Genomic DNA, 14,880 nt, shown 5'->3' on the forward strand with positions numbered 1-14,880 from the left:
GCTCACTGACTCCCCCTCAGTGTCGACGGCACACGCCTGCCACGTGTGCCCCTGGGCTGCGGTGCTCATCCCTGTGTCAACGCCGGCGTGCCGGGCTGTGTCGCCAGGGCCGCCCGGTGCTCGCCCACGGCACGTTGTGCCGCGCCGCGGTCGTAGCGGACGCCGTAGCGGTCCCGCAGCGTGCTGCGGACCTCCTCCGCGATGGCGTTGTTGCACCGGGGATCGTCGGGCCGGACCCCCATCTCTGCGCACATCGCCAAGAACTGCGCCTTCTTCGTGCCGTCCTTACGCCGGGGCTGTTGGGCGGGCTCCGGCGCGGCGGCCGGCTCGGCACGCTCCTGCTCGACCGCCGGAGTGTGCGTGTGCCGTGTCTCCTCCGGCTCCGCCGTGAGGCGGGCCGTGATCTCCTTGGACGTGCTGCGGGCCGGTACGACCGTGAGCCGTGCCGTGTCGGGGTAGCACCCCTCCGGCTCCGCCTCGTCGTCCTTGTGCGGCGGTGTCTCCTGGTGCGGGATCGCACCGGTGGTCAGTACCCGCTCCGTCTCGTCGGCCCGGCTCTCCATGTGCCGCACATACGCGTCCAGCTCCTCCGTCTGCTGCTCGACCTGTGCCGGCGTGCCGGCCTGTGCCGCCATCGTCAGCACCGATTCCAGGGTGAGCGGCTGTGCCGCCTGCTGTGGCACGCCCTTCGCCGCTTCGGCACGTTCGGCACGCGCATACGGCTCCAGCACCGTGGCAAGTGCCGTCGGCCGCACGGCCGTTGTGCCAGTCGCCAGCGCGAACACCGGGCTCATCGGCACGACGACCGTGCGACGGCGCCACCACCGGCCCGGCGCCTCCTGTGCGGCCGTCGCCCGTGCCTCCTGGTCAGCCTGCCGCCGCTGCGCACGCAGCGTCCTACGCATCCGGACGGCCGCCAGTGCATCGGCCTCCGTCGTGATGGTCGGCTCGGTGATCGCAATACGCATCATCGCCGCCGTCTCCCGCGGGGCCGTCAGCCACCGCAGTACACCTACCTTGGGTAGCGGCGACCGGGTGAGCCCCTGCGCCTTGTGGTGAGAGCGGCGGACATTGGCTAGGCCCCGTTCAAAGAGGACGCCGGCCGCCAAGGACATGCCGGCGAAGAACTGCGGCGCACCGGGGTGCGCCGGGCCGGAGGGTGCTTGTAGCCAGTTGAACCACGCGCTCCCGCCGGCAAACGCCCACACCAACATGCGGTTTGCCGCGGCGGACACGCCCGCATCGGCATCTGCGAATGCCAGCATCATCAGATAGAGGGCGGCCTCATCCAGCGCCAGCGGAACGAGGTACGTCAACGGCGCCGACAGCCCCAACGCGTCGTGCGCGTAGGACACAAGATGCGCAAACGAGATCGTGGCCGGGACCGCTGCAAAGACGAAGAGGAACGCCAGATTCTTCAGCCGGGCCCGGGCCAGCACGCGGGCGCGGGCCGCCTCCGTGGTCTCCGCGCCGCTCGACCGCATCGCCCGGACCTGCTGGACCGCGTAGGAGACGGCTCGCGTGCCGATCGTCAGTGCGCCAACGATGCACGCAAGTCCGATCAGGATCGTGATCGCGATCTGGATGGTGGGGGTGCTCATCGGTCCTCCCCCACCCTGATCAGGCCATCGGTACGCCAGGGTGTCCGGCAAGCCTTACTGTGGTTGTACATGGGGAGTGTTCCTTGCTCCTTGGTGGCCCTGGGGGTGCGCTTCGTGGTAGTCGGGCATCCCCAGGGTTTTCTTTTCTGATCAGCACAGCTAGCTCGCTGGCTACGTTGCTTACTCGCTGGCGAGCGTGCTTGCTAGCTCGCTTACCCGCTTGGTCGCTTGCCTTCTCGCGGGCGAGCAAGCGGGTAAGCTCGCTCGCCCGCAAGCTCGCCTGTTAGCTAGCTTGTTCGCTTGCCTTCTTGCGGGCGAGCAAGCGCTCAAGCTCGCGCTTATAGACCCGCTCTATGGCATTCTCGACCGCGCGACGCTGGCTCCACCCGTACTCGTCGCAAACCTCCTGGACCAGTTCGGCGATCAGCGGGGCGACCCGGACGTTCAGTTGAACTACGGGCTCCGGCCCTCGGCGAGCGCGCCGCGGGGGCGCCACCGCTGTGGGCTGGCGCCCCCGGGTTCCTGCAGGAACCGCGGGGTCTTCTCCAGCGTTGGGATCCGGCCGCGGTCGGGGGGTCGGGCGCTCCTCGGTCATGCCAGTACCTTCTTCAATGTCAGCTCACGGTAGGCCGCGAACACCCTCTTGCCCTTCTCGTAGCCGTCGTAGAACTCGCCGGCCGCCTTGCACTCCTGAATGATCCCGAGGTCCTCGACGTAGGGCGTCAACAGCATTCCGGGGCTCGTTCTCTCGAACTCGCGGACCACCCGCAACGCGTCGCGGGTCCAAACGGCGCCCTTGTAGGCGGCTGCCAGTGCGATGCCTACTTCACGTGGCAGATCGCCAGCAATGCCCGCATCTTTGCGGTGCTTCTTGAACTTCCGCACCGTCATTTTGGCGCCGTCTACACCATCTAGTCCGTCCTCATTGGGCTTTGCCGAGTAGACGATGCGCTTACAGGCGTTCAACCCGTTAAGGGTGAGAATGCCCCCCTGGCGGTTGGGAAAATCGAAGACGACCAGTGAGGCGCGCGTACCAACAAGACTGCGCTTCAACCGCAGTTCGGCGTGATCGTCTGGGCTCTTTTCGTGCGTGGCCAGGGATCGTTCACTGGGGATGACTCGCAGGTTCTCGGGCCATCCCTTACTCGGGTCCAGCGGAATGGCAAGCGCATCGGCCCACCCCTCCACGTCCTCGTTTCCGATGATCGCGCCCATGGACATGCCCGGCTCGCTTGGCTTGACTCCCGTCCACTTCGACGCCGCGGAACGGGGGTCAAGGTCACCAAGGATGACCTCTTCGTCGGGGTACTCCTTCGCGTAAGACACCGCCATCGAGATAGCGGTCATCGTCTTGCCCACTCCGCCAGCCTCGGAGTAGGAGCCAACTACCTCGGGGTCTTCTCCTGTCATGCGCGGCATAGTAGCGCGCTAGCCTGCCTCCTCGCTTGCAGGCTCGCCGCCTAACTCGCTTGCTAGCAAGCGAGCTTGAAAGCGAGTACATTGCGGTGCTGAAAAGAGGGGCCGGGTTCACGGCCCGGCCCCTCTACGGCGGGCCCCTGCGGATTGCGTCTCGTCGGGGCCCCCTTGACCCCTTGGGAGGATCAGGTGCTCAGAGTAGTTCAGACGACGGCCGACGGTCGCGTGTGCATGTGGCAGGCGCGGGCTGTACCAGCGGACTCGACCAGCCGTGTGCGGGTGGCTGTGGGTTGGGTCGCGGGTCGACGGTCGGTGTCGATGGCGACTCCGCGGCCGGCTCGTGGTGATGACCTGTGCGCCCTGGCCATCTCGGTGGGGGTGGTCCGGTGAATGCCTCGACGGTGGACGCGGGCGTGGGGGATGACGTGGCGTCGGACGTGGTGCGTCGCGTGATGGAGTTGCCCGCGGAGTCGATTGCTGATCTGGCGTGGGAGGTGGCCGCGGGGGATCCGCTCGTGCAGTTGGTTGCGTCGCTGGGTGCGGATCCGGAGACGGGGACCCGTGTCTTCGCGGATCGTTGGGCGGCTGGCGCGGTGTTGGGGGCGGCCTGGCCTGACGGCGCCTGAGTCGGAGCACGTGAGGGCGGGGCCGGGTGACCGGTCCCGCCCTCATCTTGTGCGCCTACGGTCGTTGGGCGGCTTGGGTTTCCAACTTGGCTTGGTGGCTGCGGGCGCTGTGGTAGGCGCGCATACCCTCGCCGGGGATGAGGTTTCGCATGCGGACGATGGCACGCCCCACGTCGATGGCTTCGTCAAGGTCGGTGATGTGCAGCCATGCGGAGTGGGCGGCGGCTGCGGAGGTGTTGGCGGCGGTGTAGTCGCGGCGGTGCCACTGGCGCTCGGCTACATCGCGGTAGAGCCGGGCGGCGGTGGCCAGTTCGCCGATTTTGGCCCGGAGGTAGGCGTGCAGTTCGCGGGCGTTGACCGCGTCGGGGTGGCTGGGGCCGTGGGCTTGGACGGCGCCGCCTTCCAGGTCGGCGGCCAGCTTTGCGGCCTGATGGAGCTGGCCGGCCTGCTCCAGGGAGCGGATGGTGAGCACGGTGGGCATGGTTTGCCGGCTCGGCGGCGGCGCGGGCCGGCTGCGGGGGGCTTCGACGGTGAGTGCAGGTCGACGGGGCGGCGGGGCGGTGGGCGTGCGGGGGGCTGTTGGTGTCGACGGCGGGGGAGTGGCTGCGGCCGGTTTGCGGTCGGGGGCCTTCGCCTGGGGCGGCGACTTGCGGGCCTGCCGCTTGGGCTTGGCCACCGCGGGGCCGTCCTCGATGACGGTCGCCTCTGGCGTGACGAGTAGGGGCCAAACGGTGCCGTCGGCGTCGGCTGCGTGGGCGCGGACCGGCCTGCGGACTCGGCCGGCGACGGCGGCGACGGCGGCGGTTGCGTCCTCGCGGGTGCGGTAGGGGCCGGGGTCGGCTGCGGGGCCGTCCAGCGTGATCGTGCCGTCCGCCTCGGTGGTCAACACGTAGCAGGGCCACCGGGGTACGGTCCTGGTCGCGGTCTCCATGGGTCCTCCTTCGGCCCTCATTGCGTAACGGTGTTCGAGATCCGCCAGGGTTGGCCTGCTGCGGCGCGGGTGAGTACGGCGTATGCGGCGTGGGTCTCTGGCTGACCGGTCCATGTGTCGCGGCCGTGGGGCGTGATGGTGATGGACATCTGCCGGTAGGCGGTGGTGGCGGTGTCGGCCGGGCGGCCGGCGTCGTCGGTGGCCTTGATGCTGACCGTCGTGTAGGCCCGGTGCTGGGCCCACTGGATCCAGGCGGCGCCCGGGCCCGTGTGGGGCTGGTGCTCGGCCAGTTGCCGGCCGTATGCGGGAGTGCACCAACGAGCCTTTACCGCCCGTGTGATGGCGTCCTGCATCGTGGTGTCGATGGTGGTGTCCACGGTCCACATTGCGGTGATGGCTGCGTGGGCTACGGCGGTCGCGTCGCCCTGGTCGACGTCGCCGGGGGAGGGGATGCCCCCGTGGGGCATCCCCTCTTTGCCGGACGGCATGGGGCTGACCGCGGTGCCGGGGGGCTCGGGGTAGGGCCCGGTACCGGTGGCGGCCGGGCGGCTGGGGGTCGGCCCGGGGTGTGCGGCGTCGTCGCCGCTGCTGGAGGAGGAGCAGGCGCTGAGCGCGACGGCGGCCGCGGCCGCCGTGAGCACCAACGCGCCGCGTCGCAGCACGGGAAGGGGCGCGGGGGGCCTGGTCATCAACCCATCCTCCGAATCGCTGTGGGTACCTCGCTGTAGCGCTGGTGACTGTTGGCGTAGTCGCTCAGACTGGAGATCTTGACGACGTCGCCGGTCTTCGGCGCGTGCACGAACTTGCCCCCGCCGACGTAGATTCCGATGTGATCGAAGTCGCCGGCACCGTGCAGCGCGAACGCGATCACGTCGCCGACCCGGATATCGGCGGGCCGTTGGACGGCGGCGCCGGTGGTCGCCTGGTCTTGGGAGACGCGTGGCAGGGTCACCGCGCCGGAGCTGGCGTGATACACGGCGTACTGCACAAGGGCACTGCAATCGAAGCCCGGTTGTCCGCCTCCCAGGCCGGGCCCGGGGCCGCTGACGGTCCCACCACCCCACGCGTAGGGGGTGCCGATCCAGCGGCGGGCGTAGGCCGCGACGCGGGCCCCGAACTGCGTGGCCTCGCCTTCGCCGGTGCCGCCCGTCTGCCGGTAGGTGTCACGGCGTTTGAGGATGTTCGCCACGTATCCGGTGGTCTCCCAGTACGGGGGGATGCCGCGGTAGCGGCGGATGGCGTCCGGGCCGGCGTTGTAGGCGGCGAGCATGAGCGCCACGGTGTCGCCAGGAACGTGGTAGGACCGGACCTTTTGCGCTAGCCAACAGTCGTAGCGGGCCTGGGTCATGATGGCGTCGCCGGCCGTGAACGGGTCGGCTATGCCATCGGGCTTGGGGGTGCCGTCCTTGCTGGCGGCGTCGACTCCCCACGATGCCCATGTGCCGGGCATGAACTGACTCAGGCCCTGAGCGCCGACCGGGCTCACGGCGTCGGGGTTCCAGGCGCTCTCTGCCTCGATCTGAGCGGCGATCAGGGGGGCGCTGACGTCCGGGCACACGGCGCCGGCGCGGGATACCCACGCAACGTACTGCGACGGGACCCGGTGGGCGTCCAGTGTTTCGCTGCCTCCGCCGATGTTGTCCATGCCGTTGTCATCGTCGCTGATGCTGGCGATCGTCAGCAGCAGCGCCAGCACTATGCCGATGCCGCCGGTGCTGATGCCGATCATTGCCGCCGTGTTGGCGTTCTTGCCTCCCCCGCTCATGGCGTCAACTCGACGTTGTGCGGCCCGGATCGAGCAACTGGATTATGACCTCGCGTAGAAACCGCCACTCCGCCCCCACCTTGAATGCCCTCACGTGACCGGCCGCGGCCATCTGCTGCACCTGCCGGACGGTGGACCGGCTGATCTGCGCGACTTCGTCCGCGGTGAGGACGCTTGGCCAGTCCTGAAGTAGGCCGCCCCGCTTCGCTGTTGCGGTGCCGGTGACGTGCGACTCGATGATCATTCGCAGAAAGCGCCACTCCCGCCCCCACTTGACCGCCGGTAGCTCGTTGGTCCGTGCGAGCTCCCTCACTACGTGTGGGGTCGCCCGGACGACGTCGCACACCTCCGGCAACGTCATGACCTCCGGGTAATCCCGCAACAGCTCGTGCACCGGCCTTGGTCCTCCATCTGGCGTCGGTCCGACGCTGGATTATCACTGCTCCCCCTCGGCCTCTCGTACCCGTCTGCAAATACGACCAGCGGGAACGTTTGTGTACCTGAAACGACGTTAGCGGACGACGATAACTCTTGTGTACCGTCAGCTACTTGTAGATACACTCACCGTCATTGCGACGATGAACAAGGGGGGTAGTTGTGACGGTTGAGCAACCGCGGAACACCTGGGTCACCGGCCCTAGGCCGGCTGCCGCCGCGACACCCCCCGCCCCGGTGCCGCAACACGCTCTGGCGCCCCCGACTGGGCCGGGGCGGCCGCAACCGGGCGGGGTCGCCCCCACCGGTGGCGGCCTTCCACTGGCTCGCCAGCCATCACCCCTATCGGGCCGCGTGTGGTTCCTGGGGTGCCACGGCGGGGCGGGCGTCACCACGTTGACGCGCGCTCTGCCCGGAGGGGGGACGGATGCTCACCGCGTGTGGCCCGCTCCCGTTGACCACGTGCGCGCTCCTGTCGTCCTGGTCGCCCGCGGCCACCACGACGGGTTGCGGGCCGCACAGAGCGCGGCCCGGCAATGGGCCTCCGGGGTACTGCCGTGGGTGTCCCTGCTCGGCCTCGTCGTCGTCGCCGACGCCCCGGGACGCCCGCCCAAGGTCCTCCGCGACCTGCAACACCTCGTCTCGGGCGGGGTGCCGCGGGCCTGGTCCGTGCCGTGGGTGGAGCCCTGGCGGTGCGGTGAGCCAATCGAATCGAACACACCACGCCAAGTGACCGCGTTAGGGCGGGACTTGGTACAGCTCTCCGGAGGAATCCAGTATGGCCGTCCTTGACCTGGTGTCCGCGGCGGCGGACACCGCGCACCACGTGGCACACCTCGACGTCATGCACTTGGCTGACGTCCCGAACCCCGGCGGCGGCACCCGGCCCCCCGGTGCCGAGAAGCTGACCAAGGTTCTCGGGTGGGCGGCCTGGACCGTGACGGCCATCTGCGTGGGGGGAATCCTCGCGGTCGCCGGAAAAATGGCCCTCAACCACCGGCGCGGGGAGGGCGGCGAGCACGCCATGGCGCTGGGGGTTGTGCTGGTGGCTTGCTGCCTGGCCGGTACCGCGTCCGCCATCGTCGGCGCGTTGATCTAACCGACCGCGACCCCTGGGGGAGACATGGACAGCAATTCGCCCAAGTCATCACAGAACGAAGACGGGTCCTGGCTGACGAAACCGGGCTTCCTGATCGCTGCCGCGTTCCTGCTGATGCTGGTGGTGCTCGCCGGCGTCGTGGTGGTCAGCAGCGGCTCCCCGGACACCTCACACGACAACGCCGGCTCCGGCTCCGGACCCACTGCGGCGCCCGGGCCCACCGCGGCGCCGTCGTCCGGCCCGTCGAACATGGGCGACTGCCCGCAACTGTCGGACACCACACAGGAGATCCCGCAGAGCGCTCCGGCAGGGGTGCAGTGGACACTGATGCGCACCGTTGCCCTGCCGGCCTCGAAAGCGGACGGGCCGGCCGTCCAGGCGGGCGACGTTGCCCGCTGCTACGCGCACACCCCCACCGGGGCACTCCTGGCGGCTGTCCAGATTTCCGGCCGGTACGTCTTCGCCGCCGACTGGAAGTCGGTCACAGAGCAACAGACCATCGGCGCCGGCAAGGCCACCTACATCGCGGAGCGGTCCAAGGTCGAGTCGACGTCGGGGCCCATGACGCCTGAGGCGGACCGACACGGCCAGCTCGCCGCGTTCAAGATCATCACCTATGCGCCGGACAGCTCGGTGATTCAGCTCGTACACCGGTTCACCAACGGCTCGTACGTGGTCACGCCGGTCACGGTGCAGTGGGAGCGGGGCGATTGGCGTCTGGAGATCCCGGCCACGCGCGGCGTGCAGACCCGTGTGAACGATCTTGCTGGGTTCGTTCCGTTCGGGGGCGCGTGATGTCCGACCCTTGCGACACCCTGTCGTGGACTCCGGCTCTGAGCGGCATCGCTGGTTGCCCGGACGGCAACAACCCCATCTCCGCCATGGCCGGCAGCGCCTTCGAAAAAATCGTTGGTGATTTCGCCAAGGCGGCGGCGTCGCTTACCGAATCCCTGGCGTCCAGTTGGCTGCGCATCGACGGCGCACAGTTGGATGACAAGTCCGGCCCCGTAGCGTTCCTCACCGCGCATCTGCAATGGATCACGTCCTGGTTCGCGGTGCTGTCGCTGATCTTGACGGCCGGCCACATGGCCTGGACACGGCGGGCCTCCGCCGGCCGGGAGGCACTACGCGGTGTGCTGACGTTGGTCATCGTCAGCAGCGCCGGCGTTGGCATCTTCAACGCGCTGATGTTCGCCGGTGACCGGTTCAGCACGTGGATCGTGGCGCGGGCGATCAACTGCCAGCCCACCACCGACTACACCTACACCCCCGACTGTGGCCACAAATTCGGCAACATGCTGAACGGCGCCGTCGCCTTCAACGCAGTGTCGGGGGGCGCGCTACTGCTGATCGCCTCACTCTTGATCATTTTCGCCGTTGTCGTGCAGCTCTTCCTTCTGCTGATCCAGAAGGCCGCGTTGCCGGTCCTGGCGGGGACGCTGCCGCTCTCGGCGGGCGCCAGCTCGACCCCGTGGGGAAACCAGTGGTTTCGGAAATCCGCGGGGCTGATGGTGGCGCTGACGTGCTACAAACCGGCCGCGGCCATCTGCTACGCGGCGGCCTTCTACCAGATCAACTCTGGTGATGGCGGCGGCGGTAAGAAGGGCGACATGGTCACCATCCTGACCGGCGTGGTGCTCATGCTGCTCGCCATCTTGGTACTCCCTGCCCTCATGCGGGTTGCCATCCCCGCATCTGAGGCGGCCGGGGGCGGCGGCGGCGGGCATGCCACCGTCGGGTCCGTCGGCGGCGCCGTCGCCACCGGCGCTATCGCCATCCAGACCGGCGGCACCAGCGCGGTCGGGCAGGCCGCGGCCAGGGGAGCAACGCAGGCCGTTGTCAGCGGAGCGCGGTCGGTGGCAACGACCGGTGGGGGAGTGCCTGGGCAGGGACGCGGCCCCACGGGCGGAAACGGTCCGAGCGGGGCGCCGACCGGTGGCGGCCGCCCGGGCGGTGGCGACACACACCAGGGCGAGAACTCCCCTGGACCCGGCTCCGTGCCGACCGGCGCGAACGCCAACACCTCCGGCAACGCCCCGGCACAACCGCCGGCGTCCGGTAGCCAGACCTCGCAGAACCCGGAGGGGCCCCGTGGCAGCAGGTAACCAGGCGGCAAAGAGCACTCAGCCGACATACGGCAACTGGCGAAAGCCGCGAACCGGTGGCGTCGTCGGCCAACTCACCCTGGGCCCCTCGATCATGCTGCTGGTCGGCCTGGCGGTGGTGGTCGTGGTGTCCATGGCCTCGATCTGGGTCGGGCTCGGCCTCGCCCTCGTGCTGGGCGTGGTCGTCCTGGCGCTGTCCATCCCCGACCGGCACGGCCGCACCACCGCCCAACGCCTGTTCGCCGGCGCCGCCTACCGTCGCGCTCACAAGCGCGGCACCACCCTGTACCGCTCCGGCCCGCTGGGCCGGATCCCCTCCGGGAACTTCGAACTGCCGGGTCTGGCGGCCGGATCCGAGCTGACCGAAGCGCGCGACGCCTACGACCGCCCGTTCGCGCTGCTGACCTACCCGCGCACCAATCATCACGTCGTCGTGCTGAGCTGCGACAGTGACGGCGCCGCTCTGGTCGACCAAGAACAGGTGGATCTGTGGGTGGCTCACTGGGGTCAGTGGCTGGCCGGCCTCGCGCATGAGCCCGGGCTGGTCGGCGCGAGCGTGACGGTGGAGGCGGCGCCGGACACCGGCATTCGGCTGCGGCGTGAGGTGGAGGGTCAGATCAGCGCTGATGCTCCCGAACTGGCGCGGGAGGTCCTGGCGGCCGTGGTCGACACCTACCCGGCCGGCTCGGCGCAGATCACCACACGCATCGCCCTGACGTACTCCGGCGCGGCCCGCGACGGGCGACCCCGCCGCACCGCAGATGAGATGGCCCTCGACCTGGCCAACCGGCTGCCGGGACTGACCTCCGCACTGGACATGACCGGCGCCGGCGCCGCCCGCCCCATGACCGCCGAACAACTGTCAGAAGCCGTCCGCGTCGCCTACGACCCCAGCGTCTCAGTGCTGATCGAAGAAGCCCGTACCCGCGGCGGCTCCCACCTGACGTGGGACGACGCCGGCCCCGCGGATGCGGACGAGTACCAAGATGGTTACTGGCACGACGGGGCCTGTTCGGTGACATGGCAGATGTCCGGGGCACCGCGCGGTGAGGTCTACTCCAACGTCCTGACCCGGTTCCTTCTGCCTCATCCGGACGTGGCCCGCAAGCGCGTGACGCTGCTGTATCGACTGCACGACCCCGCCTCCGCTACTCGGGTCGTGGAAGCCGATCGCCGTAACGCCTCGGTACGCGCCGATCAGACCACCAACGGCCGGGCCCGCGAAAGCGTGGAGAAACTGGCCGCGGACCAATCCGCACGGGAGGAGGCCACCGGCGCCGGCGTCACCCGGTTCGGGCTCCTGGCCACCGCGACAGTCCTCGACCGGGCCCAACTGCCCATGGCGGTGGCGGCCGTTGAAAACCTCTCCGGGCCGGCCCGCATCGTCCTGCGGCGGGTGCGCGCCTCGCAGGCGTCCGCGTTCGCCGCGGCGCTGCCGATCGGCCTTGTTCTGCCGCTGCATCTGGCCGTACCGCAAGCTGTCCGCGACGCGATGTGACCAGCACCAACCAGCAAAGGGGGACCTGATGGCCCGCACACCTTCACCTCCGCGGCCGCGCCGCCCCGGCCTGCGCGGCTGGCCGGGCCGCGGCGGCGGCAGCATGCCGTATCTGGACCCGGCCCCGGAATGGCGCGGGACCACCGTTCAGGTCTGCGGCCTGTGGCCCTACGGCGCCGGCTCGGGAACCCCCATGATCGGCGCCCCCCTCGGCCGTCACCTCGACACCGGGGCCACGGTCTGTTGCGATCCAGTCGCGTGGTTCCAGCGTGCACAGCTAATTTCGAACCCCTCTGGATTCCTGCTCGGCCTGCCCGGGTTGGGAAAGTCGACGATTGTGCGACGCATGTCCGTGGCGCTGTCCGCGCAAGGGGTCATGCCCCTGGTGCTTGGTGACCTCAAGCCTGACTACGTCTCGCTGATTCAGGCTTTGGGTGGTCAGGTCATCTCCCTGGGGCTGGGTCGGGGGCATCTCAACGTCCTTGACCCGGGGGAGGCGACTGCGGCGGCGGCCCGGCTGACCGGTGACGCCCGGCGCGCTCTGGAAGCCGACGCGCACGGCCGGCGCCTGAACATGGTGTCGGCGCTGATCACCATCTCCCGCGGCGAGCCCACCACGGAGCGGGAGGAGACGATCATCTCCACCGCTCTGCGGCTGCTCGACGAACGACACGACGGCATCCCGGTGTTGGCTGATCTCCTGAGGCTCATCAAGGACGCACCGGCGGAACTGCGGCTGGTCGCCATCGACCGCGGGGACCTCGACCGGTACCGGGACGTGACGGAGTCCCTGGAGTCCTCCCTAACGAGCATGCTCGGCGCCGGCCAGCTCGGCGAGACGTTCGCCGCCCCCACCACTCAGCCGATGCGCCTTGACCGCCCGGTCGTTTTCGACGTCTCCGCGATCGACGAGGGCGCCACCAAGTTGCAGGCGGCCGCATTGTTGGCGTGCTGGTCGTATGGCTTCGGGAGTATCGCCGTCGCTCAGGCGCTCGCCGACGCTGGCCTAGAGCGGCAACGGCACTATTTCGTTGTGTTGGATGAGCTGTGGCGCGTCTTGAGGGTTGGCCGTGGTCTGGTCGACCGGATCGACGCGTTGACCCGTCTCAACAGGCAACAGGGCGTCGGTCAGATGATGGTCACGCACAGCATGGCTGACCTGGAGTCGCTGCAAGATGAGCACGACCGGGCCAAGGCCAGGGGGTTCGCTGAGCGGGCGGGCATGGTGATCTGCGCGGGCCTGCCCGAAAAGGAGATGTCGATGCTCTCTCAGGTCGTCCACATGACCTCTGTGGAGCGGCGGTTGCTGGACAGTTGGGCGACTCCGCCGGCCTGGGATTCCCATCTGGAGCGGGAGGCCGATCCGCCCGGCCGCGGCAACTTCCTCATCAAGGTGGGCGGCCGGCCGGGGATCCCGCTGCACGTGGAATTGACCCCGGCCGAGTTGGAGGTCAACGACACCAACCGGCGGTGGCGGGGATGAGCTCGCTCACCAAACGCCGCGGCGAAAGCGACGCGGCCTCCTACCTGCTGCTGGCCGTGATGGTCGTGCTGCTGCTCGCCCTGGGCGCCCTCTGGCTCGCCGCGGCCGCCGGTGCCGCCTTCGCCGACCGGCCCGCGCCGCCGGGCAATCCGTTCTTGCTGCCCTTTGCCCTCATCGGCGGCTCCTACCAGTGGCCCGGCCTGTTCGCCTGGCTGGTGCTGGGCCTGGAGGCGGCCGCCGTCCTTGCCCTGGTCGTCGTCGTGGTGCGGGCTGTGCTGCGACGACGGGCCCGGCGTCTGCCGGTCGACGCGGCCGCCCGACACCTGTCCAAGGGACGGGACCTGCACAAGCTCTCCGCACAGGGGGCCCGGAAAACCGCCGACCGGTTGGGCGTCGACCCGACCCGCCCGCCGGGGCTGTTCATCGGCAACAGCGTCATCGGCGGCCAACCGCTCTACGGGAGCGCGGAAGACACCTACCTCGACATCTGGGGGCCGCGGACCGGCAAAACGACGCGTAAGGCCATTCCCGGCATCATGTCCCACGGCGCGGCGCCCGTGGTGTGTACCTCGAACAAGCGGGACGTAGTCGACGCTACCCGCGGTGGCCGTGCCACCGTCGGCATGGTGTGGGTCTTCGATCTGCAAGGGATCATCGGCGAAGAGCCCACGTGGTATTGGGACCCGCTGACGTCAATCAAAACCCTGACCGACGCGGCAAAGCTCGCCGGGCACTTCGCGGCGGACTCCCGGGCGGACGGCGCCCAAACCGACGCCTATTTCGAACCCTCCGGCCAAGAACTCTTGGCGAACCTGCTCCTCGCGGCCGCCCTCGACAACCGGCCGATCACGCAGGTCTACAAGTGGCTGGCGAACGATCGCGACCAGGAACCGGCCCGGATCCTGGGAGCACACGGCCCGGACTACGCGATGGCGGCCGCCTCCGTACGCGGCATGCTCAACGCCCCCGAGAAACAGCGCGGCGGCGTCTACGGAACCGCCCGGCTGATGGCCTCAGTGCTGCGGTCGCCGGAGGTAACCCGCTGGGTCACCCCACCAACCGGGCTGGGAAAGGCGCGGGCCTTCGACCCCGACGATTTCGTCCGCTCCACCGACACCGCCTACCTCGTCAGCCGCGAGGGGGAGGGGTCGGCCGGCGCACTGGTCACCGCCCTGACGGTGGCCATCTGCGATGCGGCGGAGCGGTACGCGATGCAATCGCCCCGCGGCCGGCTCCCAAGGGAGTTGCTGTGCATGCTCGACGAAGCCGCCAACGTCTGCAAGTGGCAGCATCTTCCCAACCTGTATTCCCACTACGGAAGTCGCGGCATCAACCTGGTGACGATCCTTCAGTCCTGGTCTCAAGGGGTGGAGGTGTGGGGGGAGCGCGGAATGAAAAAGCTGCTGTCCTCCGCGAACCTCGTCACCTACGGCGGCGGCGTCAAAGAAGAGGAATTTCTCAGGGTGCTCAGCAGCCTTGCCGGCCCCTATGAGCTGCAATCCCCGTCCGTGACCCTCCAACCGTCCAACGCCGGCGGCCTGTTCGGCTCGAACCGGTCCGTCAGCCGCTCCGGCCGGGATGACACGATCCTCGACGTCGCCGACCTGGGCGGCCTGTCGCAAGGTCGTGCGCTGGTCCTCGCCTCCGGCATCCGTCCCACCCTGGTCGCGACGGTGCCATGGTGGGAGCGCGACTTCGCCGGCGTCGTACAAGCATCGATCGACACCCACGATCCGGGGGCAACCGCATCATGAGCCTGACCGATGACGACTGGGCAGACCTCACCGAACCTGACCCCGTTGCCGCCGAACCTCCCGCGCCCTCCACGGGCGCGCCGGCCTCCTCGACGGGCAAGAACAAGGGCAAGGGCAAGGGCGGGAAGGCTCGGGGGAGGAAGGGCGGGCGAAAGAAGCGGGAGGAA

Annotated in this window: 14 protein-coding genes; 8 read left to right on the forward strand and 6 right to left on the reverse strand. The window is 69.3% G+C overall.

Annotated features, from left to right (window positions below):
- Window positions 1-65: 65 nt before the first annotated feature.
- Window positions 66-1,601, reverse strand: coding sequence for a DUF2637 domain-containing protein (locus ACIQU6_RS30840; protein WP_403484996.1), 1,536 nt, complete (start codon window positions 1,599-1,601; stop codon window positions 66-68).
- A gap of 591 nt (window positions 1,602-2,192) precedes the next feature.
- Window positions 2,193-3,011, reverse strand: coding sequence for a ParA family protein (locus ACIQU6_RS30845; RefSeq protein ID WP_403484997.1), 819 nt, complete (start codon window positions 3,009-3,011; stop codon window positions 2,193-2,195).
- A gap of 392 nt (window positions 3,012-3,403) precedes the next feature.
- Between ACIQU6_RS30845 and ACIQU6_RS30850 the strand changes: the two genes are divergently transcribed.
- Complete coding sequence (locus ACIQU6_RS30850) at window positions 3,404-3,643, forward strand: hypothetical protein (RefSeq protein ID WP_403484998.1); 240 nt, start codon at window positions 3,404-3,406, stop codon at window positions 3,641-3,643.
- 55 nt (window positions 3,644-3,698) lie between these two features.
- Here ACIQU6_RS30850 and ACIQU6_RS30855 read toward each other — a convergent pair whose 3' ends face one another.
- The 4 genes from ACIQU6_RS30855 to ACIQU6_RS30870 are packed head-to-tail and all read right to left on the reverse strand — an operon-like array spanning window position 3,699 to window position 6,733.
- Window positions 3,699-4,574, reverse strand: coding sequence for a hypothetical protein (locus ACIQU6_RS30855; protein WP_403484999.1), 876 nt, complete (start codon window positions 4,572-4,574; stop codon window positions 3,699-3,701).
- A 17-nt stretch (window positions 4,575-4,591) separates the two neighbouring features.
- Window positions 4,592-5,263, reverse strand: coding sequence for a hypothetical protein (locus tag ACIQU6_RS30860; protein WP_403485000.1), 672 nt, complete (start codon window positions 5,261-5,263; stop codon window positions 4,592-4,594).
- Window positions 5,263-6,339 (reverse strand): NlpC/P60 family protein, encoded by a 1,077-nt coding sequence (locus ACIQU6_RS30865; RefSeq protein ID WP_403485001.1) that lies wholly within the window; start codon window positions 6,337-6,339, stop codon window positions 5,263-5,265. Before ACIQU6_RS30865 ends, ACIQU6_RS30860 begins: the two co-directional genes overlap by 1 nt.
- Window positions 6,340-6,343: 4 nt before the next feature.
- Window positions 6,344-6,733, reverse strand: coding sequence for a helix-turn-helix domain-containing protein (locus ACIQU6_RS30870; RefSeq protein WP_403485002.1), 390 nt, complete (start codon window positions 6,731-6,733; stop codon window positions 6,344-6,346).
- A gap of 395 nt (window positions 6,734-7,128) precedes the next feature.
- On the opposite strand from ACIQU6_RS30870, the gene ACIQU6_RS30875 reads away from it, so the two are divergent.
- The 7 genes from ACIQU6_RS30875 to ACIQU6_RS30905 all read left to right on the forward strand — a co-directional run bounded on the left by ACIQU6_RS30875 (window position 7,129) and on the right by ACIQU6_RS30905 (window position 14,713).
- A complete protein-coding gene (locus ACIQU6_RS30875; protein WP_403485003.1) occupies window positions 7,129-7,566 on the forward strand; it encodes a DUF6668 family protein in 438 nt (145 codons plus the stop codon).
- A complete protein-coding gene (locus ACIQU6_RS30880; RefSeq protein WP_403485004.1) occupies window positions 7,553-7,873 on the forward strand; it encodes a hypothetical protein in 321 nt (106 codons plus the stop codon). The genes ACIQU6_RS30875 and ACIQU6_RS30880 overlap by 14 nt, the downstream gene beginning before the upstream one ends.
- A 24-nt stretch (window positions 7,874-7,897) precedes the next feature.
- Complete coding sequence (locus ACIQU6_RS30885; RefSeq protein WP_403485005.1) at window positions 7,898-8,668, forward strand: hypothetical protein; 771 nt, start codon at window positions 7,898-7,900, stop codon at window positions 8,666-8,668.
- An 86-nt stretch (window positions 8,669-8,754) separates the two neighbouring features.
- Window positions 8,755-9,978, forward strand: coding sequence for a hypothetical protein (locus ACIQU6_RS30890; RefSeq protein ID WP_403485006.1), 1,224 nt, complete (start codon window positions 8,755-8,757; stop codon window positions 9,976-9,978).
- Window positions 9,965-11,476, forward strand: a complete 1,512-nt coding sequence (locus ACIQU6_RS30895; protein ID WP_403485007.1) for an SCO6880 family protein — start codon at window positions 9,965-9,967, stop codon at window positions 11,474-11,476. Before ACIQU6_RS30890 ends, ACIQU6_RS30895 begins: the two co-directional genes overlap by 14 nt.
- A 103-nt stretch (window positions 11,477-11,579) precedes the next feature.
- Window positions 11,580-12,959, forward strand: coding sequence for an ATP/GTP-binding protein (locus ACIQU6_RS30900; RefSeq protein WP_403485008.1), 1,380 nt, complete (start codon window positions 11,580-11,582; stop codon window positions 12,957-12,959).
- Entirely contained in the window at window positions 12,956-14,713 is a 1,758-nt protein-coding gene (locus ACIQU6_RS30905) for a type IV secretory system conjugative DNA transfer family protein (protein WP_403485009.1), read from the forward strand. The genes ACIQU6_RS30900 and ACIQU6_RS30905 overlap by 4 nt, the downstream gene beginning before the upstream one ends.
- Window positions 14,714-14,880: the final 167 nt, after the last annotated feature.

This window comes from Streptomyces sp. NPDC090442, from assembly GCF_044769405.1.
Taxonomy (GTDB): Bacteria; Actinomycetota; Actinomycetes; order Streptomycetales; family Streptomycetaceae; genus Streptomyces.